23 protein-coding genes are annotated in these 21945 nt (G+C 70.2%); 11 read left to right on the top strand and 12 right to left on the bottom strand.

What is annotated here, in order from left to right; translation table 11 throughout:
* Nucleotides 1-29: 29 nt before the first annotated feature.
* From EFJ44_RS06025 to EFJ44_RS06015, 3 genes are all read right to left on the bottom strand, one after another.
* Entirely contained in the window at nucleotides 30-1154 is a 1125-nt protein-coding gene (locus EFJ44_RS06025; RefSeq protein ID WP_125256303.1) for a putative peptidoglycan glycosyltransferase FtsW/RodA, read from the bottom strand.
* Nucleotides 1151-1420: a PadR family transcriptional regulator gene (locus EFJ44_RS06020; protein ID WP_241209696.1), complete on the bottom strand. Its 270-nt coding sequence runs from the start codon at nucleotides 1418-1420 to the stop codon at nucleotides 1151-1153. Before EFJ44_RS06020 ends, EFJ44_RS06025 begins: the two co-directional genes overlap by 4 nt.
* A gap of 94 nt (nucleotides 1421-1514) precedes the next feature.
* On the bottom strand, nucleotides 1515-1970 hold the full coding sequence (locus tag EFJ44_RS06015; protein WP_125256301.1) for a DUF3617 domain-containing protein: 456 nt from the start codon (nucleotides 1968-1970) through the stop codon (nucleotides 1515-1517).
* A gap of 208 nt (nucleotides 1971-2178) precedes the next feature.
* On the opposite strand from EFJ44_RS06015, the gene rpmB reads away from it, so the two are divergent.
* The 3 genes from rpmB to EFJ44_RS06000 all read left to right on the top strand — a co-directional run bounded on the left by rpmB (nucleotide 2179) and on the right by EFJ44_RS06000 (nucleotide 6058).
* Complete coding sequence (rpmB, locus tag EFJ44_RS06010; protein ID WP_125256300.1) at nucleotides 2179-2475, top strand: 50S ribosomal protein L28; 297 nt, start codon at nucleotides 2179-2181, stop codon at nucleotides 2473-2475.
* A gap of 155 nt (nucleotides 2476-2630) precedes the next feature.
* Complete coding sequence (locus EFJ44_RS06005; protein ID WP_241209695.1) at nucleotides 2631-4325, top strand: M1 family metallopeptidase; 1695 nt, start codon at nucleotides 2631-2633, stop codon at nucleotides 4323-4325.
* A gap of 11 nt (nucleotides 4326-4336) precedes the next feature.
* A complete protein-coding gene (locus tag EFJ44_RS06000; protein WP_125256298.1) occupies nucleotides 4337-6058 on the top strand; it encodes a M1 family metallopeptidase in 1722 nt (573 codons plus the stop codon).
* Between the two features lie 2 nt (nucleotides 6059-6060).
* Here the strand turns inward: EFJ44_RS06000 and EFJ44_RS05995 are convergent, their stop codons facing one another.
* The gene (locus EFJ44_RS05995; protein ID WP_125256297.1) at nucleotides 6061-6255 is read right to left on the bottom strand and encodes a hypothetical protein; all 195 of its coding nucleotides are present in this window, start codon (nucleotides 6253-6255) and stop codon (nucleotides 6061-6063) included.
* Between the two features lie 230 nt (nucleotides 6256-6485).
* Here EFJ44_RS05995 and EFJ44_RS05990 point away from each other — a divergent pair, with 230 nt between their 5' ends.
* The 4 genes from EFJ44_RS05990 to EFJ44_RS05975 are packed head-to-tail and all read left to right on the top strand — an operon-like array spanning nucleotide 6486 to nucleotide 9643.
* Nucleotides 6486-6890: a hypothetical protein gene (locus EFJ44_RS05990; protein ID WP_125256296.1), complete on the top strand. Its 405-nt coding sequence runs from the start codon at nucleotides 6486-6488 to the stop codon at nucleotides 6888-6890.
* Nucleotides 6887-7084, top strand: coding sequence for a helix-turn-helix transcriptional regulator (locus EFJ44_RS05985; protein WP_125256295.1), 198 nt, complete (start codon nucleotides 6887-6889; stop codon nucleotides 7082-7084). Before EFJ44_RS05990 ends, EFJ44_RS05985 begins: the two co-directional genes overlap by 4 nt.
* On the top strand, nucleotides 7077-8663 hold the full coding sequence (locus EFJ44_RS05980) for a serine hydrolase domain-containing protein (RefSeq protein WP_125256294.1): 1587 nt from the start codon (nucleotides 7077-7079) through the stop codon (nucleotides 8661-8663). Before EFJ44_RS05985 ends, EFJ44_RS05980 begins: the two co-directional genes overlap by 8 nt.
* A 29-nt stretch (nucleotides 8664-8692) precedes the next feature.
* The gene (locus EFJ44_RS05975) at nucleotides 8693-9643 is read left to right on the top strand and encodes an alpha/beta fold hydrolase (RefSeq protein ID WP_241209694.1); all 951 of its coding nucleotides are present in this window, start codon (nucleotides 8693-8695) and stop codon (nucleotides 9641-9643) included.
* 34 nt (nucleotides 9644-9677) lie between these two features.
* On the opposite strand, the gene EFJ44_RS05970 is transcribed toward EFJ44_RS05975, so the two are convergent.
* Nucleotides 9678-11012, bottom strand: coding sequence for an MFS transporter (locus tag EFJ44_RS05970; RefSeq protein WP_241209693.1), 1335 nt, complete (start codon nucleotides 11010-11012; stop codon nucleotides 9678-9680).
* Nucleotides 11009-11485, bottom strand: coding sequence for a cupin domain-containing protein (locus tag EFJ44_RS05965; protein WP_125256293.1), 477 nt, complete (start codon nucleotides 11483-11485; stop codon nucleotides 11009-11011). The genes EFJ44_RS05970 and EFJ44_RS05965 overlap by 4 nt, the downstream gene beginning before the upstream one ends.
* A 42-nt stretch (nucleotides 11486-11527) precedes the next feature.
* Between EFJ44_RS05965 and dapE the strand changes: the two genes are divergently transcribed.
* Nucleotides 11528-12670 carry a succinyl-diaminopimelate desuccinylase gene (dapE, locus tag EFJ44_RS05960; RefSeq protein ID WP_125256292.1) on the top strand — a complete coding sequence of 381 codons (1143 nt, stop codon included), beginning with the start codon at nucleotides 11528-11530 and terminating at the stop codon, nucleotides 12668-12670.
* Here the strand turns inward: dapE and EFJ44_RS05955 are convergent.
* On the bottom strand, nucleotides 12667-13950 hold the full coding sequence (locus tag EFJ44_RS05955; protein ID WP_125256291.1) for an amidohydrolase: 1284 nt from the start codon (nucleotides 13948-13950) through the stop codon (nucleotides 12667-12669). The two genes, dapE and EFJ44_RS05955, sit on opposite strands and share 4 nt — an antisense overlap.
* 82 nt (nucleotides 13951-14032) lie before the next feature.
* Here EFJ44_RS05955 and EFJ44_RS05950 point away from each other — a divergent pair, with 82 nt between their 5' ends.
* Genes EFJ44_RS05950 through EFJ44_RS05940 form a run of 3 tightly spaced genes read left to right on the top strand, consistent with a single transcriptional unit; the run spans nucleotide 14033 to nucleotide 16139 of the window.
* Entirely contained in the window at nucleotides 14033-14374 is a 342-nt protein-coding gene (locus EFJ44_RS05950; protein WP_125256290.1) for a hypothetical protein, read from the top strand.
* A 4-nt stretch (nucleotides 14375-14378) separates the two neighbouring features.
* Entirely contained in the window at nucleotides 14379-15668 is a 1290-nt protein-coding gene (locus tag EFJ44_RS05945) for an MFS transporter (RefSeq protein WP_125256289.1), read from the top strand.
* A 39-nt stretch (nucleotides 15669-15707) separates the two neighbouring features.
* Nucleotides 15708-16139 carry an SRPBCC domain-containing protein gene (locus tag EFJ44_RS05940; RefSeq protein ID WP_125256288.1) on the top strand — a complete coding sequence of 144 codons (432 nt, stop codon included), beginning with the start codon at nucleotides 15708-15710 and terminating at the stop codon, nucleotides 16137-16139.
* 4 nt (nucleotides 16140-16143) lie between these two features.
* Here EFJ44_RS05940 and EFJ44_RS05935 read toward each other — a convergent pair whose 3' ends face one another.
* The 5 genes from EFJ44_RS05935 to EFJ44_RS05915 are packed head-to-tail and all read right to left on the bottom strand — an operon-like array spanning nucleotide 16144 to nucleotide 21938.
* Complete coding sequence (locus EFJ44_RS05935; RefSeq protein WP_125256287.1) at nucleotides 16144-17127, bottom strand: type II secretion system F family protein; 984 nt, start codon at nucleotides 17125-17127, stop codon at nucleotides 16144-16146.
* A gap of 9 nt (nucleotides 17128-17136) precedes the next feature.
* Nucleotides 17137-18120, bottom strand: coding sequence for a type II secretion system F family protein (locus tag EFJ44_RS05930; protein WP_125256286.1), 984 nt, complete (start codon nucleotides 18118-18120; stop codon nucleotides 17137-17139).
* 4 nt (nucleotides 18121-18124) lie between these two features.
* Nucleotides 18125-19771 carry a TadA family conjugal transfer-associated ATPase gene (locus tag EFJ44_RS05925; protein WP_420897379.1) on the bottom strand — a complete coding sequence of 549 codons (1647 nt, stop codon included), beginning with the start codon at nucleotides 19769-19771 and terminating at the stop codon, nucleotides 18125-18127.
* A gap of 1 nt (nucleotide 19772) precedes the next feature.
* Nucleotides 19773-21263, bottom strand: a complete 1491-nt coding sequence (locus EFJ44_RS05920; protein WP_125256285.1) for a CpaE/TadZ family protein — start codon at nucleotides 21261-21263, stop codon at nucleotides 19773-19775.
* A gap of 6 nt (nucleotides 21264-21269) precedes the next feature.
* Complete coding sequence (locus EFJ44_RS05915; protein ID WP_125256284.1) at nucleotides 21270-21938, bottom strand: CpaD family pilus assembly protein; 669 nt, start codon at nucleotides 21936-21938, stop codon at nucleotides 21270-21272.
* Nucleotides 21939-21945: the final 7 nt, after the last annotated feature.

Genomic DNA, 21945 nt, shown 5'->3' with positions numbered 1-21945 from the left:
GGAGCGATCCCGGGCCTTTTTCCTGCGCGTCAGCCGCCGAGGCGGATGCGGATGGCGAACAAGGCCGAAGCATCGGGCGGCGTGCCGCCCTGCGTCGGCGCGGCCGAGCCTTTCCGGGCATGCGCCGGGGCGCCGCCGGGAAAGGCGATCAGGCTGAGCAGGTAGCCGACCACGGCGCTGCCCCCGTAGCCGACCAGAGGCGTCGGATGGTTGGCCAGGGCCGCGGCCGCCAGGAGGCCCGCCCACATGACGCCGAATGCGGTCGCGGCGGGATCGGTCCGACGCCCGAGGACGGCTGGGACGACGAGCAGCGCGGAACCGGCGATCACCGCGGTCCCGGCGACCCAGCCGGCGTCGAAGGCGGTCTGGAGGACGCCGTCGACGTAAGGTACCGCCGGCGAAGCGTCCGGTCTGATCAGGGTCACCGCGAAGGCGAGCGCTGCGGCGGCCAGCGCCGTCAGTTCGCGTCGACCGGGACGAAGGACGGTCAGAGCGATCAGCGCGGCCGCCAGAGGTCCCGCCACGCCGCGGTCCGGCTGGATCGCGACCGCGGCGGCGGCGATCACGAGCCCAAGCGTGGACAGGCCGTCGCGCGCCTTCGTGAAGAGAGCGAGCATCAGGGGCGTCGCGACCAGGGACGGCTGGACCACCAGTCCGCCGAGGTTCGCCCATCGCCGCACACCGTTCGCCTCGACGCCCCACAGGGAGACGGCGAGAATCGTCAGTCCGAGCGCCAGCGCGAACGGTCCCGCCGCCAGATGGCCGCGCCGCTCCGCCAGACCCAGGGCGGCCAAACCCACCAGACCGAAGGCCGCGGCGGCGGCGTTGAGGATCGGATATCCCGGCGGCGCGCCCGCCGAACCCATGTAGACGACGCCGAGGCCCGTCGCCGCCAGCGCGCAGGCGACGCCCGTCGCACGGCGCGTCAGTCCGGATGCAAGGCCGGGCATGGTGTTCTCCTCGATCGAGTTGCGGACCCGGGCGATCGCCGCCTCGCGGGCGGCCCAGCAAAGACATCCGACGGCGAACCGCAGCTTGCGGCCGCCATCGGAGATGACCTCGGCCTCGCGCGCGGCGGCGGCCACCCAGGGTCTGAGCGACGGCGGCGCGAGGCGTCCGGCGAGGGCGAAGGTAATGCGGATCGGGGAGATCATGCGGGCCGCTCCGCCGGGCGCCGCTCCGGCGCCAGTGCGTCACGGACAGGATTGGCGGCCGCAAGGCGCATTCCCGACGCGGTCAGCCGGTAGACGTGGCGCGGCGGACGGCCGGGCTCTTCGGCGTCCCGCCATTCCGCCTCCAGGTGGCCCTGCGCCTCCAGCCGGATCAGGAGCGGATACAGGGTGCCGGACTTCAGGCCCGCCTCCCGGCAAAGGTCGTAGCCGTGCCGCCATCCGCCGGACGAGTCGGCGAGCGCGGCCAACAGGCGTCGTGCGGGGGCAGAGAGTGCGCGGGAACGGATCACGCCCTGATAACTCTACATATGTAGAGTTATGTCAACGGGCCCGTCCACCGGCTCAGAAATACTCCGCCCCCGCCGGGCAGTCGGCGGAGATGCGGTTGGCGGTGATCGAGGCCGGGAGATATGGCGTGCCGCGCGCCAGCTGGGCGCCGCCGTTGAAGCGGAAGCTCTCCTGACGATAGGTGCCCGAAAGACGCACGCGCACGGTGCGGCCCTTGCGGTCGCGGCAGGTGCCCTCGAACCGGGCGTTGCCGCCCCCGACCTCGCGAACCGGATAGGTGCAGCTCCACCGGCGCGTCGACAGGCCCCCGAAGAAGCGGTTGATCTCGGACGGGCGCACGCATTTGCGCTCGGTGTCGCGCACGCCGACGGCCGAGGTGGTGTATTCCCAGTAGCCCGGCAGGACGTGCTGGGCGTTCTGCACGGCCGGGCCGGCGACGGGACGGTCGGAGACGCCCAAGGCCAGCGCGGCGCCGGCGAGGGCGGCCAAGGCCAGAAAGCGGGTCTTCATGTCTTCAGGTCCCCCGAAGAAGGTGAACGTTCATGCTATGGGGCATATGTGGCGGGATTTGAACGAGGCCTGAACGGGCGCCGAAGCCTTGACGTGGCGAGGCGCCTTCCTCTATACGGCCCCCTCTCGCGCGGGAGCCCCTTCCGCGCGCTTTTGTTTATTGCGTCCAGGACCGGTTCCGAAGGCGCTCCGCGAAGGATCTGACGAAATGGCTCGTCGTTGCGAACTGACTGGCGTGGGCCCGATGGTCGGCCACTCGGTCAGCCACTCGAACATCAAGACCAAGCGCCGCTTCCTGCCGTCGCTGAAGACGGTCAAGGTCGCCTCGGAAGCGCTGGGCCAGACCTTCAGCCTGCGCATCTCCAACGCCGCGCTGCGCACCCTGGACTTCAAGGGCGGCCTGGACGCCTACATCGTCAAGGCCCGGGACGAGCAGCTGTCCCCGACCGCCCAGCGCATCAAGCGTCAGGTCCGCGCCAAGCTGGCCGAGGACGCCGCCGCCTGATCGGGCGACGACATCGAGTTCTGAAAAGGCCGGCGGAAACGCCGGCTTTTTCTTTGCGTGCGACCAAGATGACCATTCTGTAATGGTGGCCGCGACGACTCCCCTTTTCGATGACGACGCTTAAGGTCGGCGGACCCAATTTCGAGGAGTCCGCCGTGGCCGCATCCCGTCTCGCCCTGATCGCCGCCGCCTGCCTGGCCGTCGCCGCCCCGGCCGCGGCTCAGGACTCCGCCCGCACTTCGACCCCCTTCACGCTTGAGACGGACAATCCGCGCGCGCCGGAGCAGGAGGCGGTGCGGTTCGATCGCATGGACCTGCACCTGACCGTCGTGCCCGACCAGAAGGCCATCCGGGGCGAAAGCGTCCTGGAGTTCGCGGTGCTGGCCGCGACGGACAAGCTGTCGGTCGAACTGGACGCCGTCTTCGACGTGGCCGAGGTCACGGTCGACGGCGTGGTCGTGCCGCGTGAGCGCTGGAGCAATCCGGAGGGCCGGCTGACGGCCCAGCTGCCCCGCGCCCTGGCGGCCGGACAGACGGTGAAGCTGGGCGTCAAATGGTCCGGCAGCCCGCGCGTCGCGCCGCGCGCGCCGTGGGACGGCGGCGTCGTATGGGCCACCGCCCCGACCGGCGAGCCGTGGGTGGCCTCGGCTTTCCAGTTGAACGGCTGCGACCTGCTGTATCCCTGCATCGACAACTCGGCGGGCGAGCCGGCGCGGGCGGACGTGCGCTTCACCGTGCCGTCGAACGTCTCCGCGCCCGGACCCGGCACTTTTCAGGGCAAGACCGACAACGGCGACGGCACCACGACCTGGGCGTGGTCGATCAAGCGGCCGAACATCTACGCCATCACGCTGAACGTCGGGCCCTACGTCGAGCGGACGGCCACCTACCAGAGCCGGTTCGGCAACGAGATCCCGATGCATTTCTGGCATCTGAAGTCGGACAAGCCGGAGGATGTGGAGCGACTGTTCGCCGAATTCCCGCAGATGCTGGACTTCTTCGAGGCGACCGTCGGTCCTTTCCCCTTCGCCGACGAGAAGATGGGCGTGGTCGAGACGCCGCACCTGGGCATGGAACACCAGACGCTGAACGCCTACGGCAACCAGTACCGCATGGACGGACGCGGTTATGACTGGCTGCTGCAGCACGAGTTCGCCCATGAGTGGTTCGCCAACCAGCTGACCAACTGGAACGCCGACGACATGTGGCTGCACGAAGGATTGGGCAGCTACATGCAGCCGCTCTATGCGGGCTGGCTGCGCGGCGACCGCTACATGCACCGCGAACTGGCCGACCAGCGAGACGGCCTCCTGAACCGCGCGCCGATCGTGTCGCGGACGCCGAAGACGGTGAACGACGTCTACAACCGGCCCGGCGGACCGGGCGGCGACATCTACTCCAAAGGCTCGCTGGTGGCGCACACCCTGCGCATGACGCTGGGCGACGGGGATTTCTACGAGAGCCTGCGCATCCTGACCTATGGCCGGCCCGATCCGCGACCGGGGAATTTCGAGCCCCAGATCCGCTCGACGCCGCAGTACAACCAGATCGTCAACGAGGTGACGGGCCAGAACTACGACTGGTTCTTCAACGCCTATCTGTACGAGGCGTCGCTGCCGGTGCTGACGGAAAGCCGCGAGGGGAACCGGCTGAATCTCAGCTGGTCCACGCCGGCCGGCGTGTTTCCCATGCCGCTGGACGTGTCGGTGAACGGCGAGGTCCGGACCGTGCCGATGACCGGCGGGCGCGGCTCGCTGGAAGTGCCGGCCGACGCCGTCGTGGTGATCGATCCCGAGAACAAGGTGCTGCGCCAGGATCCGCTGGTCGATCGCCTGCGCCCGCGCCGCTGAGAGGAAGCCCGATGACGAAGACCCTGACCGCCGCTCTGGCGCTGACGGCGGCCCTGTCCCTGGCCGGCGTCGCCCTGGCCCAGGAGGCGCCGGCCCAGCGCACCTCGACCGAATGGACCCGCGACAGCGGCAGGCCCCGCGCGCCCGAACAGATGGCGATGCAGTTCGACAAGGCCGATCTGGCCTTCAACATCCTGCCCGAAACGCGGTCGATCGAGGGCGTCGCCACCCTGGACTTCACCGCGACCGCGCCGCTGCAGCGGCTGGTGCTGGATCTGGACGTCCGGTTCGACGTGTCCGAAATCGCCATCGGCGGGCGCGCCCTGCCCCGATCGGCCTGGACCAACCCGGAAGGCCGGATGACGATCACCCTGCCCCGGGCCCTGCGCGCCGGTCAGTCGGCGCAGGTGCGGATCAAGTACGCCGGCGTGCCGCATCCCGCCCGCAACGCGCCGTGGGACGGCGGCTGGGTCTGGCGCACCGCGCCGTCCGGCGAGCCGTGGATCGCCACGGCGGTGCAGGGCGACGGCTGCGACATGATCTGGCCCTGCATCGACTGGGGCACGGCGGAGCCGCGCGCGGTGGACATGCACATCACCGTGCCGTCGAACCTGGCCGCACCCGGCCCCGGCCGCTTCGTCGGCAAGACCGACAACGGCGACGGCACGACGACCTGGAACTGGTCGGCCGGGCAGATGAACACCTATGCCATCTCCATCAACGTCGGCCCCTTCGTGGAGCGGTCGGCCGTCTATCGCAGTCGGTTCGGCAACGACATCCTGATGAGTTACTGGCACCTCAAGTCGGACGACCCGGCCAAGGTCGAGGACCTGTTCGCCGAGTTCCCGCTGATGCTGCAGTTCTTCGAGGAGGTGGTCGGCCCCTATCCCTTCGCCGACGAAAAGCTGGGCGTGGTGGAGACCCCCCATCTGGGCATGGAGCACCAGACGCTGAACGCCTACGGCAACCAGTACCGCAAGGACCACAAGGGCTATGACTGGCTCCTGCACCACGAGATGGCGCATGAATGGTTCGGCAACCAGCTGACCCACACCGAGCTGGACGACATCTGGCTGCACGAGGGCCTCGGCACCTACATGCAGCCGCTGTACCTGCGCTGGCTGCACGGCGACCGCATCTTCCAGGCCGAGTTGCTGGAGCAGCGCCTGGGCCTCGGCAATGAGTATCCGATCGTGTCCGGCAAGGCGATCACCGACGAGGAGACCAGCCAGGCCGGGCCGGGAAACGACGTCTATTCCAAGGCCTCGCTGGTCGCCCACACCCTGCGCAACCTGATCGGCGACGAGGCCTTTTTCCGCTCGATCCGCCTGCTGGTCTACGGTCGCGACGATCCGGCGCCGGGCAATTTCGAGCCGCGCTTCGCCTCGACCCGCGACTACATGGACATCGTCAACAAGGTGACCGGCCAGGATCTGGACTGGTTCTTCGAAGGCTATCTGTACCAGGCCGCCATTCCGGATCTGGTCGAGACGCGCGAAGGCGACCGGCTGATCCTCGAATGGAAGACCGGGAACGGCGCGGCCTTCCCCCTGCCGGTCGAGGTGGAGGTGCGCGGTCAGGTGCAGACCGTGCCGATGACCGGCGGCCGCGGTGAGATCGCCCTGCCCGCCGACGCGCACTACGTCATCGATCCCTACGGCAAGGTGCTGCGCCAGTCGGACGTGGTCGACGAGTTCGAGGCGTGGCAGGCGGCGCAGCGGCGGCGGCAGTAGGCTCAGCGAGCGCGGGCGCCGTCGCGACGGATGACGGTATGCAGACGACGGTCGCCGAGGTGCAGGTGGATCCTGTTCACCGTAGGCTCGGCGGCCAGCCGCGCCTCGCAGTGGTCGTAGACCGCGGAGATGTGCTCGGCCTGATGCGGCTCGACTCGCACGCCGTCGGCGGTTTCGAAATGAAGGTCGTAGGTCACGTCTCAGTTCTCGCGTGATGGCGAAAGTCTGCGGCGTGCGTCACCGATCTCTTCCAGCCGCGGGCGCCGATGGTCTGCCCGCGATGCCGTCACCATACCTTCTCCTTCGGAAAGATGCGAACGGTGGAGGCCGAGAGCGATCGAAGTCAGGCCGTCCTGACGCAAAGTCATGTTGACCTGACATTTTCATGATGTCATGTTCTCCTTACATCACGTCAGGAGGACATGACATGCCGGGAAGCTTTCGGAACGGGACGGACGCCGGGCGCCGATACGTGGTCCGCACCCTGGCCTTCATGAGCGGCTACACGGCCGTGAACGTCGCCGCGATCTTCGGCGCCTTCGACGACCTGAGCTCCCCGGTCGCGGCCTGGCTGCTGGCCGCGACGGTCAGCGCGCCGGTGGTCGGCCAGATCTGGGCGACGCTGAGCTTCATGCGCGAGAGCGACGAGTTCGTGCGCGCCCTGATCGCCAAACAGTTCATCGTCGCCGCCGGCCTGACCATGGCGATCGGCACCTTCTGGGGCTTCGGCGAGAGCTATGCCGGCGCGCCGCATGTGCCGGCCTGGTTCGTTTACCCGCTGTTCTGGGCCTGCTTCGGCGTGATCGCGCCGTTCCTGAGATCGTCGCGATGAGGAACCGGCTGAAGCTGCTGCGCGTCGAGCGCGGCTGGACCCAGGAACAGCTGGGTCAGGCCCTGGGCGTGTCCCGTCAGGCGGTCAACGCGCTGGAGACCGAAAGGCACGATCCGTCGCTTGACCTCGCCTATCGCATCGCCGTGCTGTTCGAGCGGCCGGTGGAAGACATCTTCGAGAATCCTCATGCGTGACCTGACCCCTCCCGTCGCCGCTGTCGTCGCCCTGCTCGTGGCCGTCGGCCCCGCCGCCGGTCAGGAAGCGCCGGACGCGATCGACGCCCTGTTCGCTCGCTGGAGCGCCCGGACTCCCGGCTGCGCCGTCGGCGTGGACGCACCCGAAAGGCCGCCCCTCCGTCGCGTCTACGGCTTGGCGGAGATGGAGCACGGCGTGCCGGCGCGCGTAGACACCATCTACGAGGCCGGCTCGGTCTCGAAGCAGTTCACCGCCGCAGCGGTGCTGCTGCTGGTCGACGACGGGGTCCTGTCGCTGGACGACGCCCTGAGCAAATGGATCCCGGAACTTCCGGAATGGGCGGACGTGGTGACGATCCGCCGGATGCTGGATCATACGGCCGGCCTGCGCGACTGGGGGGCCGTGGCCGCGATGGAAGGCTGGCCGCGCGGCACGCGGGACAGCGACAACGCCGACGTGGTGCGCATCATGAGCCGTCAGACGGCGCTGAATTTCGAGCCGGGAACCGAGTGGTCCTACAGCAACTCCGGCTACAACCTGGCCGCGGTGATCGTGGAGCGGGCGTCCGGCAGGAGCCTGGCCGAGTTCACCCGCACGCGGCTGTTCGACCCGCTGGGCATGAGCCGCACCTCGTGGCGCGACGACCATGCCCGCGTCGTCCCGGGGCGCGCCGACGCCTACGCGCCGTCGGGGTCGGGCTGGCGCCGCGACATGCCGTTCGAGGACGCCTACGGCAACGGCGGCCTGCTGACCACAGTCGACGACCTGCTGATCTGGAACCGCGCCCTGGAGGAGGACCGCGCCTTCCCCGGACTGGGCGCGCGGCTGGCCGAACGCGGCTCGATCGGCGAGCGGCGCACCCACTATGGACTGGGGCTGCAGCACGACGCGCCGGGCGACCGGCCCGAGATTGGCCATGCGGGCGTCACCGCCGGCTATCGCGGCTGGGCGGCGCGCTACCCGGAGGACGGCGTGTCCGTCGCCATCCTGTGCAACGCCGGCGACGCCGACGCCCGGCTGCTTGGCCGGGCCGCCGCCGCCCGCTTCCTTCCGCCCGCACCCGCCGAGGGCGTCGCCGCCGCGGGAGACGCGCCCCTGCCCGAGGGGCTGTGGGTCGACGTGCGCACCGGCCAGCCCGTCACCTTCGGCCGGACGGCCGCTGGCGCGCTGACCATGGGCGGGCGCCCCCTCGCGGCGGCGGGACCCGATTTGTTCGCGGTCGGCGACGACCGGCTGCAGATCGTCGACGCGGGGACCTTGTTCCGCGTCACCGCCGACGGCGACCGGCGGCGTCTGGAGCGCCGTGAGCCCTGGGCGCCGACCACCGAAGATCTTGTCGCGCTGGAGGGCGTCTACGTCAGCGACGAGGCCGCGGCCCGGCTGGAGGCGACCGTCCGAAACGGCCGGCTGGTGCTGAGCCTGAACGGTCGCGGCTCGGCCCTGGCGCCGTCGCACACCGACGTCTTCACCGGGCCGCCCGGTCTGGTGCGCCTCGAGCGCGACGCCACCGGACGGGCGGTCGCCCTGCACATCGACAACGGCCGCGTGCGCGACATGCGCTTCCGCCGCCTCGACTGACCTCAACCCCGGAAGACTGGAGACACCCCATGTTCATCATGCGCCGCTTCGCGGGGCGTGCGATCCTGCGCGCCTTCCTCGTCGCCTCCGCCCTGGCTCTGGCCGTCGGCGGGGTCGTCCTCATCGCCGGTCGGGCCGAGGCCCAGGCCGTCGACGACGCCGAAGCCGAAGCCGTCTTCCGGGACGGGCGGATTTCGGTGGAGATCGTGGGTCAGGGCCCCGACGTCATCCTGATCCCCGGCTACGGCTCCAGCCGCGAGGTGTGGCGTCCGCTGGCCGAGCGTTTGAGCGCCACCCACCGGGTGCATCTGGTGCAGTACGCGGGCTTCGCCGGCGAGCCGTGGACGCACGGCGACGGCCCGCTGCTGGCGCCCGCCGTGGCGGCCGTGGCGGGATACATCGAAGCGCAAGGGCTGGAGCGGCCCGCCGTCATCGGCCACTCCATGGGCGGGCTGTCTGCCCTGCTGCTGGCGCAGGCGCGGCCGGATCTGGTCGGGCGGATCATGAGCGTGGACAGCCTGCCCTTCTTCAGCGCCCTGTTCGGGCCGACCGCGACGGTCGAGAGCGCCCGGCCGTTCGCGGCCCAGGCGGCGGCGCGGATGCTGAGCGGCGACGAGGCGACCCTGCGCGCCGGTCAGACCGCGGGCGCGCCCGGCCTGTCTAAGGATGCGGCCACGCAGACGGCCATGATCGACTGGGTCATGGCCTCGGACCGGCAAGCGCTGGCCACCGGCATCGCCGAGGTGATGACCACCGACGCGCGGCCCGGCCTGTCGGCCATGACCGTGCCGGTGTGGGCGATCTATGCCGCCGACGCCGACGGCGGCGCCCCGGCCGCCATGGCCGACGCGATGTGGTCGTCGCAGTGGGCGGACGTGCCCGACCTGACGCTGGAGCGCGTCGACGGCTCGCGCCACTTCATCATGGCGGACCAGCCCGAGGCCTTCTACGCGATCGTCGACCGCTTCCTGGCGGAGTGAGACCGGGTTCGGCCCCGACGTTCCGGCGTCGGGGTCAGCTCAGCCGGTCCGCCTTCCGCAAACCCGGGAACAGCCAGCTCCACAGGCCGACCGAGGCGACGGCCGCCGAGCCGCCGAACAGGGCGGCGCCGATGGGGCCGAGGATGCGGACGGCGAAGCCGGTGTAGAACTCGCCGAGTTCGTTCGACGCGCCGATGAAGAGCATGGACACCGACGAGACGCGGCCGCGCATCTCGTCGGGCGTGGCCAGCTGGATCAGGGTCTGGCGGATGTTGACGCTGATCATGTCGGCCGCGCCGGCCAGGAACAGGGCGACGCCCGCGACCCACGCCAGGTCCGTCCAGCCGAACTCCATCGCGCCCCAGCCCGAGACGCCGAAGGTCAGGGCGGACAGGCCGAACAGGGCCACGGCGCCGAACATCCACGCCCCGCCCCGGCGCACGATCGGGAACCGCGCCAGCCAACCCGCCATCAGCAGGGCGCCGAGGCCGAATGACGCGCGCAGAATCCCAAACCCCTCGGCCCCCACGTGAAAGATGTCGCGCGCGAAGATGGGCGTCAGCAGGGCCACGCCGGCCAGCAGAACCACGACCAGATCCAGCGAGATGGCGCCCAGCACCACCTTGGTGTTCCAGACGTACCTCAGTCCCACGCCGACCGCGTCGAACATGGCGCGCGGACTGAAGGGCGTGCGCTCGCGCAGCGGCTTGCCCGACGTCCTGATCGTGAAAATGCAGAACAGGCCGACCCCGAACAGGCCGAGCGCCACGGCATAGGCGTAAGGCACGGCGACGCCCACGATGAGGCCAGCCAGCGCCGGCGCGGCGATGCTGCCGGTCTGAAAGGCGATCGACTGGGCCGCGATTGCGCGGGGCAAGGCGGCGCGGCCCACCACCATCGGCAGGAAGGCCTGGCTGGCCGGCGCCAGGAACGCCCGCGCCGCGCCGAACAGGGCGGCCGTGGCCAGGAGGCTCCACAACGGCGGGCTGCCATGCAGGGCCAGGCCCAGGAAGATGGCCGCGCACAGCCCCTCGATCAGGATGGACAGGATGACGGTGCGCTTGCGGTCCAGCCGGTCGGCCATCTCGCCCGCGGGCAGGGTCAGGGCCAGCAGCGGCAGGAACTGCACCAGGCCGATCAGGCCCAGATACAGGCTGGCCTGTTCGATCGGGTGGTCGCGGCGGGCGATGTCGTAGACCTGCCACAGCAGGGCCGCGCCCTGGGTCTGAATCGCCAGCACCGCCGCCAGCCGCCCGACCCAGAGCTTGCGGAAGTCGGAGTTGCGCCACGGGTTGGTCCCATGCGCGTCCCGGGCGGCCTCGGCGACGGCGGGGGTGATCGGTGGCGGCGCCTCGGGTGCGTCGGTCACTTCACGCGGCCCCGCCCCTCGTAGGGCGTCCCGTCGCGGTGGCGATAGAAGGTCTCGCGCCCGTCGAAGGTCAGGTCGATGTCCGGATATTGCACCCGATCCTCGTCCGGATGGCGGCCGCCGACCTCCAGCACCACCGCGAGGGCGTCGGACCGGTTCACCAGATGATGGCCGTTGGCGACGCCCTTCGGAAAGCCGGCGCAGTCGCCGGCGCGCAGCACGGTCTCGCCGTCGTCCTCGATCAGCACCACCTCGCCCTCCAGAACCTGCACGAACTCATCCTCGCCGGAGTGCCAGTGCCGCTGCGAGGACCAGGTTCCCGGGTCGAGCTCCAGCCGGTTGACCCCGAACTGGCTCAGGCCGACCGCATTGCCCAGACGCTTGCGACGGCGGGCCCGGCACGGCGCGTCATAGGGCTCGGGATAGGCCGTGCCGTCCCGGCTCGGCGCGGCGTCCAGATCGATCTTGGGCATGACCCTTCTCCCCTGTGCGGACAGCCCCTAAAGCACGAGTCCATGAGCCTCGCACCCATCGATCCCGTCCAGCTGACCCGCGACCTGATCCGCCGACCCTCGGTGACCCCGATCGACGCCGGCGCGATGGACGTGCTGCACGCCCTGCTGGCGGGCATGGGCTTCGTCGTGCGGCGGATGGCCTTCGAGGGCATTGAGAACCTGTACGCCCGGCGCGGCACGGCGGGGCCGAACCTCTGCTTCGCCGGCCACACCGACGTGGTGCCGACCGGCGCGCCGGAGGCATGGAGCGCCGATCCGTTCGAGGCGGAGCTGCGCGAAGGCGTGGTCATCGGGCGCGGCGCCGTGGACATGAAGGGCGGGATCGCGGCCTGGGCGTCGGCGGTGTCGCGCGTGCTGTCGGCGGGCGACGTGCCGGGCAGCCTGTCCTTCCTGATCACGGGCGACGAGGAGGGCCCGGCGCTGCACGGCACCAAGCGGGTGGTGCAGACGCTGCAGGCCGAAGGCGAGGCGATCGACGCCTGCATCGTCGGCGAGCCCTCGTCGCAGCAGGCGCTGGGCGACATGATCAAGATCGGCCGCCGGGGCTCGCTGAACACCTGGATCACGGTGAAGGGCAAACAGGGCCACGTCGCCTATCCAGACCGCGCCGCCAATCCGGCGCCGGTGCTTGCGCGGCTGATGACCGAGCTGGCCGATCACCGCCTCGACGAGGGGTTCACGGCATTCCAGCCGTCGAACCTGGAGATCACCACCCTGGACGTCGGCAACACCGCGACCAACCTGATCCCGGCCGAGGCGCGGGGGCGGCTGAACATCCGCTTCAACCCCACCCATACGGGCGAAAGCCTGATGGCCTGGCTGGACGCGCGGGCGAAGGCGGCCGAGGTCCCGGGCGTGACGGTGACGACCGAGCACCTGTGGTCCGGCGACGCCTTCCTGACCGAGCCGGGTCCGTTCGTGCGCCTGGTGCAGGATGCGGTGGAGGCGGAGACCGGGCTCCGGCCGGAAGCGTCCACGACCGGCGGCACGTCGGACGCCCGCTTCATCCGCGCGCTGTGCCCCGTGCTGGAGCTGGGGCTGGTCGGCCAGACCATGCACCAGATCGACGAGCGCGTGCCGGTCGCCGAGCTGGAGGCCCTGACGCGGATCTATGAACGGGTGATCCGGGGCTTCTTCGCCTAGTCGGCCAGAAAGCTCAGCGCGATCGTGACGTGGGCGCGCACGCCGGTTTCCAGCACCCGCTCGTTCACGTCGAACTGCGGCGAGTGATTGGGCGGGCTGTCGGCCGGGTCGGCGCCGTCGGCCGAAGCGCCCAGGTGGAAGAAGACGCCGGGCACCTGCTTCTGGAAATAGCTGAAGTCCTCGGCCACCGTGGTCGGCGGGGCGGCGGGGTTCACCTTGCCCGGCGAGACCGTTTCCAGCACAGGGGCCAGCCAGCCGGACAGTTCGGGGTCGTTGTAGACGAGCGCCGCATTCTGACGGACCGAGAACTCGGCCGTGGCCCCATGCGCCGCCGCGACGTGGCCGATGGCGGTCTCGGCGCGGGCGACCAGGGCGTCGCGCTGCGCCACGTCGAAGGTGCGCAGGGTGCCGGAGAGGACCGCCTGATCCGGGATGATGTTGTACCGGACGCCGGCGTCCAGGGTGGCGATGGTGAAGACCGTCGGCGTGGTCGTCGGATCGACGGTGCGCGACGTCAGGGTGTTGACCGTCTGCACCACCGCGGCCGAGGCGGCGATGACGTCGACGCCCTTCCATGGCCAGGCGCCGTGCGTCTGCTTGCCCCTCAGGACGATGTCGACGCGGTCCGACGCCGCCATGAAGCCCTGCGGCCGCCACCAGACGGACCCCGGCTCGCCCGGGACGACGTGCAGGCCGAAGATGGCCTCGACGCCGAAGCGCTCCAGCACGCCCTCCTGAACCATCAGCGCCGCGCCGCCCAGGGGCTCTCCGGGAGGAGCCCCTTCTTCCGCCGCCTGGAAGATGAAGACGATCGTGCCCGAGATCCGGTCCTTCATTCCGGCCAGCACCTCCGCGGCGCCCATCAGCATGGCGACGTGGGCGTCATGGCCGCAGGCGTGGGCCACCGGCACCGTGTTTCCCATGTAGGTCCCGGTCGCGGTGGAGGCGAAGGGAAGCCCCGTCGCCTCCTGCACCGGCAGCGCGTCCATGTCGGCGCGCAGGGCGACCGTCTTGCCCGGACGGGCTCCGCGCAACACGCCGACCACGCCGGTTTTGCCCACGCCCTCGTGCACCTCCAGACCCAGCGACCGCAGGTGGGCGGCGACCGCGGCGGCGGTGCGGTGCTCGGCGAAGCCCAGCTCGGGATTGGCGTGGAAGTCGCGCCGCCAGGTCACGACGTCCGGCATGACGGCGGCGATCGCCGCGTCGGGCGCGCGGACCTGCGCCTGTGCCGGAAAGGCCGCGAGCACCGCGGCGGCGAAGGCGAGCGTGCGGATCATCTGAAGTCCCCCCGGCGTTCGCCCCACGATGCGGCCCTTTTCCGGGGTTGCGCAAGCGGCCCGGAACGTCGATCTGCAGACCATGCCCATCAAGGCCGCCAAGACCCGCTGGCAGGACGTCGTCCTTGTGTGCCGCAAGTGCTCGAAGAAGCTGGACGACGAGGGTTTCGGCCCGAACGGCGACAGGAGTCTGAAGAAGGCCCTGAAGAAGTATCTGAAGGCCGGCAAGGGTCGGAAGGCCGAGATCACCGTGCGGCACACCGACTGCTTCGACGTCTGCCCGAAGAAGGCCGTGGTGGCCGTCAACGCCGCGCGGCCGACCGAGCTGCTGGTGATCGAGCCGGGCACGGATCTGCTGGAGATCAAGGCCCGGCTGGGGCTGGACGACGGTCGGCGGCTGAAGCTGCTGCCGGCCGCGGAGTGAGCCGATGAACCTGCGCTCACAGGCCTTCGCCATCCTGTTCCTCGTCAGCCTGATCGCTGCGGGCGGGAACATGGCGCTGCAGTCCGTGCTGCCGACGATCGGGCGGGAGTTCGGTCTGGCCGACACCCTGGTGGCCGGCGCCTTCGCCCTGTCGGCCCTGCTGTGGACCGTGGCCAGCCCGGTCTGGGCGCGCCGTTCGGACGTCTGGGGCCGGAAGCGCACCATCCAGCTCGGTCTTTCGGGCTTCGTCGTCTCCATGGCCGGGTTCGGCGTCGCCACCACGGCGGGACTGGAGGGTTGGCTGGGCGCGGGCGTCGCCTTCGCCCTGATGGCCGCCGCGCGTGCCGTCTATGGCCTGTTCGGCTCGGCCGCGCCGATCGCCTCGCAGGCCTACGTCGCGGACCGCACGACGGCGCAGGAGCGCACGCGCGCCATGTCGATGCTGGCCTCGGCGCAGGGCCTGGGCACGGTGATCGGGCCGACGCTGGCGCCTTTCCTGGTCCTGCCGGTCGTGGGTTTGGCGGGGCCCATGTACGTCTTCGCCCTGATCGGCGCCGGCGTTCTGGCGTGGGTCTGGCGCTCGTTGCCCTCCGGCGAGGTCCCGCGCCAGACGCGCGAGCTGCCGCCCGCAAGGGGTCTGTGGAAGGACCCGCGCATCTCCGGTCACCTGGTCTTCGGCGTCCTGGTCACGGGCGTGCAGGCGGTCAACATCTCCGTTCTGGGCTTTCACGTCATCGACGAGCTGGCGGCGCAGGGCATGAGCGCGACCCAGGCCCAGCCTTTCATCGGCCTCGCCATGTTCGCCGGCGCGGCGGCGACCCTGCTGGCGCAGTGGGGCCTGATCCCCCTGCTGAACCTGCAGCCGCGCGCCCTGATGCGCTGGGGCGCCGGCCTGGCATTGGTCGGCAATCTGATGAGCGTGGCGGCGCCGGATTTCTTCTCGGTCGTGTTGGGATACGCCCTCGTCTCTCTGGGACTCGGCTTCGCCCGGCCGGGCTTCACCGCCGGGTCCTCTCTGGCGGTCGGCCCGGGGGAGCAAGGGGCGATCGCGGGCCTCATGATGGCGCTGGCCGGGATCAGCTTCCTGATCCCGCCGGTGCTCGGCGTCGCCCTGTACGAATGGACGGAGCCGGCGCCGTTCGTTCTGAACGTCGGCATGGCCGCCCTGGCCCTGGTTCTGGCTTTCGTGCTGAAGGGGCTGCGCGCGCCGCCGCCCGACCTGCCGGACCGCGAGGAACGGCCGGGGCCGGACGTCCAGCCCGCCAGCCAGCCGGGACCGGAAGGCGCGCGCTGAGGCCTTTTCTCCGCCATCCAGCCGTGCTGGAAGGACGCCATGGAAACCGCCCGCATCGAGAAGCGCGTCGGGGTGCGCGCCCCGTCCGACGACATCTGGAACCTGATCGCCGACCTGCCGTCGTGGGACCGCTGGAACCCTGTGGAGACCACCGTCGAGGGGACGATCGCCTTCGGCGGAAACCTGGCCCTCACCGAAACCGTCGAGGGCGTGGGCGAGCGCCGTGCCGTGGCCAGGGTCGTGGAATGGCAGCCGCGCGCCCAGCTCGTCTGGGCCGAAAGCCGCGGCCTGTGGTTCCGCTCGATCCGCTACTACGAGATCGAGGAGCTGGAGCCGGGATCCTGCATCGTCTCGAACGGCTGGATCTTCAAGGGTCTGCGCGGCGAGTGGTTCTTCGACCGGCACCGGCCGAAGCTGAGGACGGCGGCCGAGCGGATCGGCGAGGCGATCAAGGCCCACGCCGAGGGCTGAAGCCCTACTTCGCCATCGTGTCCTGGATGTTGATGATCGCCGGGGTCAGGATGACGATGAACAGCACCGGCAGGAAGAAGATGATCATCGGGACGGTCAGCTTGGCCGGCAGGGCCGCCGCCTTCTTCTCCGCCGCCGACAGACGCATCTCCCGGTTCTCCTTGGCCATGGTGCGCAGGGCGGTTCCCAGAGGCGTGCCGTAGGTCTCGGCCTGGGTCATGGCGGTGGCGACCGAGCGCACGCCCGGATGGTTGGTGCGCCTGGCCAGACCTTCATAGGCCATGCGGCGGTCCGGCAGATAGGACAGCTCGGCCGACAGCAGGGTCAGTTCCTCGGCTAGGTCGATCGATGAGCCGCCGATCTCCTGGCTGACCTTCTGGATCGCCGCTTCGATCGACATGCCGGCCTCGACGCAGATCAGCAGCAGGTCCAGCGCGTCCGGAAACGCCTGCATGATCGAGGTGCGGCGCTTGGATATGCGGTTCTCCAGAAACAGGTTCGGCGCGTAGAAGCCCAGCACGGTCGCCACGGCCACCGCCAGCACCCGCGTCATCAGCGGCAGGCCGAAGTCGTTGAAGATGAACAGGTAGAACGTCGCCACCGCCATGAAGACGAAGGGCATCGAGAAACGGAAGAAGTAGAAGGTCGTGAGCGGCCTGGGTCCGCGATAGCCGGCCTGGGCCATCTTCTCGGCGACCTTGGGATCCTCCAGAAGCTTGGTCAGGTTCAGCCGGTCGACGACCCGCTTCTTGAACCCGTCGTCGGTGTGGCGCAGACCGCCGCCGCCCTGGGCCTGCTGGGCGATGGCCTGACGCGACCGCCGCTTCAGCTCGTCGCGGCGCTCGGCCACGGCCTTCATCCGTTTGTCCAGCCCCTTGCCGCCGCTCAGGCCCGTGATCAGCCCCCAGATGGCGGCGAAGGCCAGCACGCCGACCGCGAGGCTGAGCAGGTTCTGCGTGTCCGTGAGGAAGCCCATCAGGTCCGACATGCCGCGCCCCTAGAACTTGAACGCGATCATCTTCTTCATGACGAACACCCCGAGGCTCATCATGAAGATGGCGACCAGCAGCATGAACTGGCCGCGCGGATCGGTGAACATCAGCATCATGTAGGCCGGCGTCGTCAGGGTCACGAGAATCATGACCGCCGGAGGCAGGGAGCCGATGATGCCCGCCGAGGCGGTGGCTTCGGACGACAGCGCCTTGATCTTCTCGCCCATCATCTTGCGCGCGCGCAGCACGGTGGTGAGGTTGGACAGCGCCTCGGCCAGGTTGCCGCCGGTCTTCTGCTGGATGGCCATGACGATGGCGAAGAATTTCAGTTCCGGCGTCGGCATGCGCTCGTACATCTTGTCCAGCGCCTGCGGCAGGGTCAGTCCCACGCCGAGACCGTCGACCAGCCGCTGGAACTCCGGCCCGAGCGGCGCCGGGCTTTCGCGGGCGATGATCTTGAAGCAGTCGTGCACGGGCAGGCCCGACTTGATGCCGCGCACGATAACGTCGACCGCGTCGGGGAACAGGCTGCCGAACTTCTTCATGCGCCGCTTGCCCAGCATGCCGACGAACCAGCGCGGCAGTCCCAGGCCGAACACCACGGCGAGGCCCAGGCACAGCAGGACGTTGGCGCCGAACAGGAGCGGCAGCAGGCCCGCGATCAGACCGATCACGACGCTGATGACGACGAAGGTCCGCACGGTGACGCCGAGACCCGCCTGCTTCAGCTTCGCGGCCATGGTCATGCGCGCCTTGCGTTCGGCGCGGTCGGCCTCCTGCAACTGGAGCAGGATCTGCTTTCGCCGCGCCTCGGGCGTGTTGGCGGCCGCGGCGGCCTTCTTCGCCTTTGCGTTCTGGTCCGTCTTCGGGCCCCCGAAGGTCTGGGCGCGCTTCAGGGCCTGTGCGCTGGAATCGTCGCCGCCGACGAAGACCCAGCCCAGAGAGCCGATGACGATGAAGCCGAGGACGCCGGCCAGGATCTCAAGCATGGGCCTACTCCGCCGCGTCCAGGGCTTCGGCCAGTTCGCGCTCGAGGCCGTAGTAGCGCGCGCGGTCCCAGAAGCGCGGGCGGGCGATGCCGGTGGAGCGATGGCGGCCGATGATGCGGCCGTTCTCGTCTTCGCCGGTGATCTCGTAGACGAACAGGTCCTGGGTGACGATCACGTCGCCTTCCAGACCCACCACCTCGGTGATGTGGGTGATGCGGCGCGAGCCGTCGCGCAGGCGCGCGGCCTGGATGATGACGTCGACCGAGCCGACGATCATTTCGCGGATCGTCTTGGACGGCAGACCGTAGCCGCCCATGGTGATCATGGACTCCATGCGGCTGATGGCCTCGCGCGGGCTGTTGGCGTGCAGCGTGCCCATGGAGCCGTCGTGGCCGGTGTTCATCGCCTGCAGGAGGTCGAACGCCTCGGGTCCGCGCACCTCGCCGACGATGATCCGTTCGGGACGCATCCGCAGGCAGTTCTTGACCAGATCCCGCATGGTGATCTGGCCCTGGCCCTCCAGGTTGGGCGGTCGGGTCTCCAGACGGACCACGTGGGGCTGCTGCAGCTGCAGTTCCGCCGCGTCCTCGCAGGTGATGACGCGCTCGGTAGGGTCGATGAAGGCCGTCAGCGTGTTCAGCAGCGTGGTCTTGCCGGAACCGGTGCCGCCCGAGATGACCAGGTTGCAGCGCGACGCGCCGATGACGCCCAGCACGCGCGCGCCTTCGGGGCTGATGGAGTTGTACTCCACCAGATTTTTCATCGTCAGCTTGTCTTTCTTGAACTTCCGGATCGTCAGCGTGGCGCCGTCGATGGCCAACGGCGGCGCGATGACGTTGACGCGCGACCCGTCGGGCAGACGGGCGTCGCAGATCGGAGAGCTCTCGTCCACGCGGCGGCCGACCTGCGACACGATCCGCTGGCAGATGTTCATCAGCTGGGCGTTGTCGCGGAACCGCACGTTGGTCAGCTGGACCTTGCCGCCGACCTCGATGAACACCCGCCCGGCGCCGTTGACCATGATGTCGGCGATGTCGTCCCGCGCCAGCAGGGGCTCCAGCGGGCCGTAGCCCAGCACGTCGTTGACGATGTCCTGGACCAGGTGCTCCTGCTCGGCCACCGACATGGAGACGTTCTTGATCGCCACCAGTTCCGCGACGATGTCGCGGATCTCCTCCGACGCGGCCTTGGTGTCCAGCTGGGCCAGTTGGGCCAGGTCGATGGTGTTCATCAACGCGTTGAAGATCGTGGTCTTCGTGGCGTGGTAGTAGTCGCTCTGCTCGCGGACGATCTCGGCGACCTGCTGGGCCTTCTTCAGCTGTTCGAAGCCGGCCGTGGCGCGCGGGCCGGGTCCGTCGGCCTTGGGGGCCTGCGGCTGCGGCTTGGGCCGCGAGGCCAGCGCGTCGAGGCGATCCGCCATGGGGGCGGCGCGGGACGCGGCGCCGGGGGCCGCCTCGGGAGCCGGCTGGGGCGCGGCGGACCGCTCCATGACGTCCGCCTCGCCGCCGAAGGCGAAGGCCTGGGTCTGGACGCCCTGGACGGGCTGGACGTCGGGAGAGGGCGCGAAGGCCTCCGGGGCTAGCGGCGGCGCGACGGGACGCATCGGCGGCGGGGCCGCCGCGCCGGGCTGTCCTGTGCGCTTGCCGAACACCTCAGGTCTTCTTCTTGAACAGGGATCCGAAGATCGACCTGGCCGCCGGCCTGGCGGCCTTGGGCCCCGTGAGCTGCGGCAGCTCGCGGCGGGAGACGATCTGGGCCAGGGTCTGGAAGCTCTCCGCCGCCTTCGACTTGCCGCCCAGGTCCAGGATCATCTGGCCGTTGTTGGCCGCCGCCCCGAACACCTTCGGCTCGAACGGGATGATCAGGCTGGGGTGGACGCCCAGCGCCGCGCCGAACTCCTTGGCGGGAATCTCCGGACGACCCGGCACGCCGACCTGATTGAGGACCAGCCGCGGCGGGGCGTCGTTGGGCCGACCCTGCCGGATCAGGTCGATCATGTTCTTGGCGTTGCGCAGGCTGGCCAGATCCGGCGTGGCCACGACCACGACCTCGTCGGCCGAGATCAGGGTACGGCGCATCCATCCGGACCACAGGTGAGGCAGGTCCAGCACCACGAAGGGGGCGGTGCCGCGGATCTGGGTGGTGACCTCCTCGAAGGCCTCGGGGCTGACGTCCCAGTCGGCGTCCAGGGTGGCGGGCGCGGCGAACAGGGAGAGCTTGTCGGTGCAGCGGACCATCATGCGGTCCAGCAGGGTCGGGTCCAGCCGGTCGGGCTGACCCAGGGCGTCGGCGACGCCGTTCAGCGGGTCCTGGTTGAAATCCAGTCCGGCCGTGCCGAAGGGCAGGTCGTAGTCGACGATGACCGTGTTCGCGCCGATCTTCTCCGACATCGCATAGGCGGTGTTGTGGGCGATGGCCGAGGCGCCGCAGCCGCCACGGGCGCCGACGAAGGCGATGGTGCGGCCGACGAAGGGCTGGGCCGGATCGGCGAACAGTCCGCCGATGGCGGCGATCAACTGCAGCGGCTGGACCGGGGCGACCAGATATTCGCTCACGCCGCGGCGCATCAGCTCGCGATACAGCAGGATGTCGTTGACCGAGGCGATCACCACCACCTTGGTGCCGGCGTCGCAGACCTCGGCCAGTTGGTCGATCTCGCCGAGCAGGGTCGCGGGGTCGGCCGTGGATTCGACCACGATCAGCGGCGGCGTGGGTTCGTGGCGGTAGGTCTCGACCGCGGCGGCGACGCCGCCGACGCGGACCTGGGTGGTGGCGCGCGACAGACGGCGGTCCTGCCCGGCGCGCTCGGCGGCGGCCAGCGTGTCCTGCCGCTCGGCGAAGACGTGGATGCCGATCCGCGGCACCGAGACGTCGGCGGCGACGGGCGCGAGCGCCGAGCCGGCGTGGGCGATCATCTCGCCGACCGGGTTGAACGGTTCGCCGGCGGCCGGCAGGGCGTGGGCGGGGACCTGGGCGCCGGTCGCCGGGGGCGTGAACTGCAGCGGCTCGCGCGGCGCCGGGGCGGCGGCCGGGCCGTCCTGGAACGGCTGCAACGCGCCCGGCTCCTCGCGGACATAGTCCATGTCGAGGTCGAAGGCGTCGTCCTCGAACGCGTCGCGATCATGAGCGAAGGCGTTGTTCATGCCGACCTATTCCACCGCCCGGGAGATGCGGCCCGCCACCAGTTCCTCCTGCGTCGCCGAGGTCGTCTCGCCGGTCCTGTAGGCGGAGAAGACCACGGCCGCTCGGCCGGAGTCCGACGGCGTCATGCCGCGCGGGCGCGCGATGTCGCGGGGATCGTCGATCTGGGCCGCCAGATTGGCGTTGACCGAGCAGCCGAGGCCCGGCGAGGGTCCGTTCGACAGGCGGCCGTTCAGCGTGCCGCGCTCGGCCGCGCAGTTGGGGATCACGGCCTGCACCGTCTCGAACCCGACCAGGACCGGGGCGCGGCGGTCGGGCGCGCCGTAGGCCTCGACCGTCAGCGCCGAAGCGGGGATGCCGAAGCGGACCAGGGCGTCGTGGACGGCCCAGGCCATGGCCGCGGAGACCTGGTCGTCGCCGGACGGCGCCTGGACGAACAGCCGGCCGGCGCCGCCTCGCTTCCAGCGGTTGCCGAGAGCGGCGAGGGCGTCCGTCTGCGCATCCGAGAGGCCGGTCTCGTGAACGGCCAACGCGATCCGGTCCAGCCCGGGTTCGACCCGCAGCGCATAGCGCGACAGCGACGTCAGCGGGGGCGTTTCGCCCTGGAACATGCCGCCGGTCTGGGCGCAGCCCCCGACGACGAGGGCGGCGGCGGAGGCCATCAGGAGATTGCGCATGGTCCGT

This window comes from Brevundimonas fluminis (assembly GCF_003934285.1).
GTDB lineage: Bacteria > Pseudomonadota > Alphaproteobacteria > Caulobacterales > Caulobacteraceae > Brevundimonas > Brevundimonas fluminis.
Note: the sequence above shows the minus strand (reverse complement) of the source record. Positions and strands in the feature narration are given on the sequence as shown.

Bases quoted from the DNA above. Each gene is read 5' to 3' on its own strand.
- EFJ44_RS06025 (WP_125256303.1), bottom strand. From the start codon at position 1,154: ATGATCTCCCCGATCCGCATTACCTTCGCCCTCGCCGGACGCCTCGCG.
- EFJ44_RS06015 (WP_125256301.1), bottom strand. From the start codon at position 1,970: ATGAAGACCCGCTTTCTGGCCTTGGCCGCCCTCGCCGGCGCCGCGCTG.
- rpmB (WP_125256300.1), top strand. From the start codon at position 2,179: ATGGCTCGTCGTTGCGAACTGACTGGCGTGGGCCCGATGGTCGGCCAC.
- EFJ44_RS06000 (WP_125256298.1), top strand. From the start codon at position 4,337: ATGACGAAGACCCTGACCGCCGCTCTGGCGCTGACGGCGGCCCTGTCC.
- EFJ44_RS05990 (WP_125256296.1), top strand. From the start codon at position 6,486: ATGCCGGGAAGCTTTCGGAACGGGACGGACGCCGGGCGCCGATACGTG.
- EFJ44_RS05985 (WP_125256295.1), top strand. From the start codon at position 6,887: ATGAGGAACCGGCTGAAGCTGCTGCGCGTCGAGCGCGGCTGGACCCAG.
- EFJ44_RS05980 (WP_125256294.1), top strand. From the start codon at position 7,077: ATGCGTGACCTGACCCCTCCCGTCGCCGCTGTCGTCGCCCTGCTCGTG.
- EFJ44_RS05975 (WP_241209694.1), top strand. From the start codon at position 8,693: ATGTTCATCATGCGCCGCTTCGCGGGGCGTGCGATCCTGCGCGCCTTC.
- EFJ44_RS05965 (WP_125256293.1), bottom strand. From the start codon at position 11,485: ATGCCCAAGATCGATCTGGACGCCGCGCCGAGCCGGGACGGCACGGCC.
- dapE (WP_125256292.1), top strand. From the start codon at position 11,528: ATGAGCCTCGCACCCATCGATCCCGTCCAGCTGACCCGCGACCTGATC.
- EFJ44_RS05955 (WP_125256291.1), bottom strand. From the start codon at position 13,950: ATGATCCGCACGCTCGCCTTCGCCGCCGCGGTGCTCGCGGCCTTTCCG.
- EFJ44_RS05950 (WP_125256290.1), top strand. From the start codon at position 14,033: ATGCCCATCAAGGCCGCCAAGACCCGCTGGCAGGACGTCGTCCTTGTG.
- EFJ44_RS05945 (WP_125256289.1), top strand. From the start codon at position 14,379: ATGAACCTGCGCTCACAGGCCTTCGCCATCCTGTTCCTCGTCAGCCTG.
- EFJ44_RS05940 (WP_125256288.1), top strand. From the start codon at position 15,708: ATGGAAACCGCCCGCATCGAGAAGCGCGTCGGGGTGCGCGCCCCGTCC.
- EFJ44_RS05935 (WP_125256287.1), bottom strand. From the start codon at position 17,127: ATGTCGGACCTGATGGGCTTCCTCACGGACACGCAGAACCTGCTCAGC.
- EFJ44_RS05930 (WP_125256286.1), bottom strand. From the start codon at position 18,120: ATGCTTGAGATCCTGGCCGGCGTCCTCGGCTTCATCGTCATCGGCTCT.
- EFJ44_RS05920 (WP_125256285.1), bottom strand. From the start codon at position 21,263: ATGAACAACGCCTTCGCTCATGATCGCGACGCGTTCGAGGACGACGCC.
- EFJ44_RS05915 (WP_125256284.1), bottom strand. From the start codon at position 21,938: ATGCGCAATCTCCTGATGGCCTCCGCCGCCGCCCTCGTCGTCGGGGGC.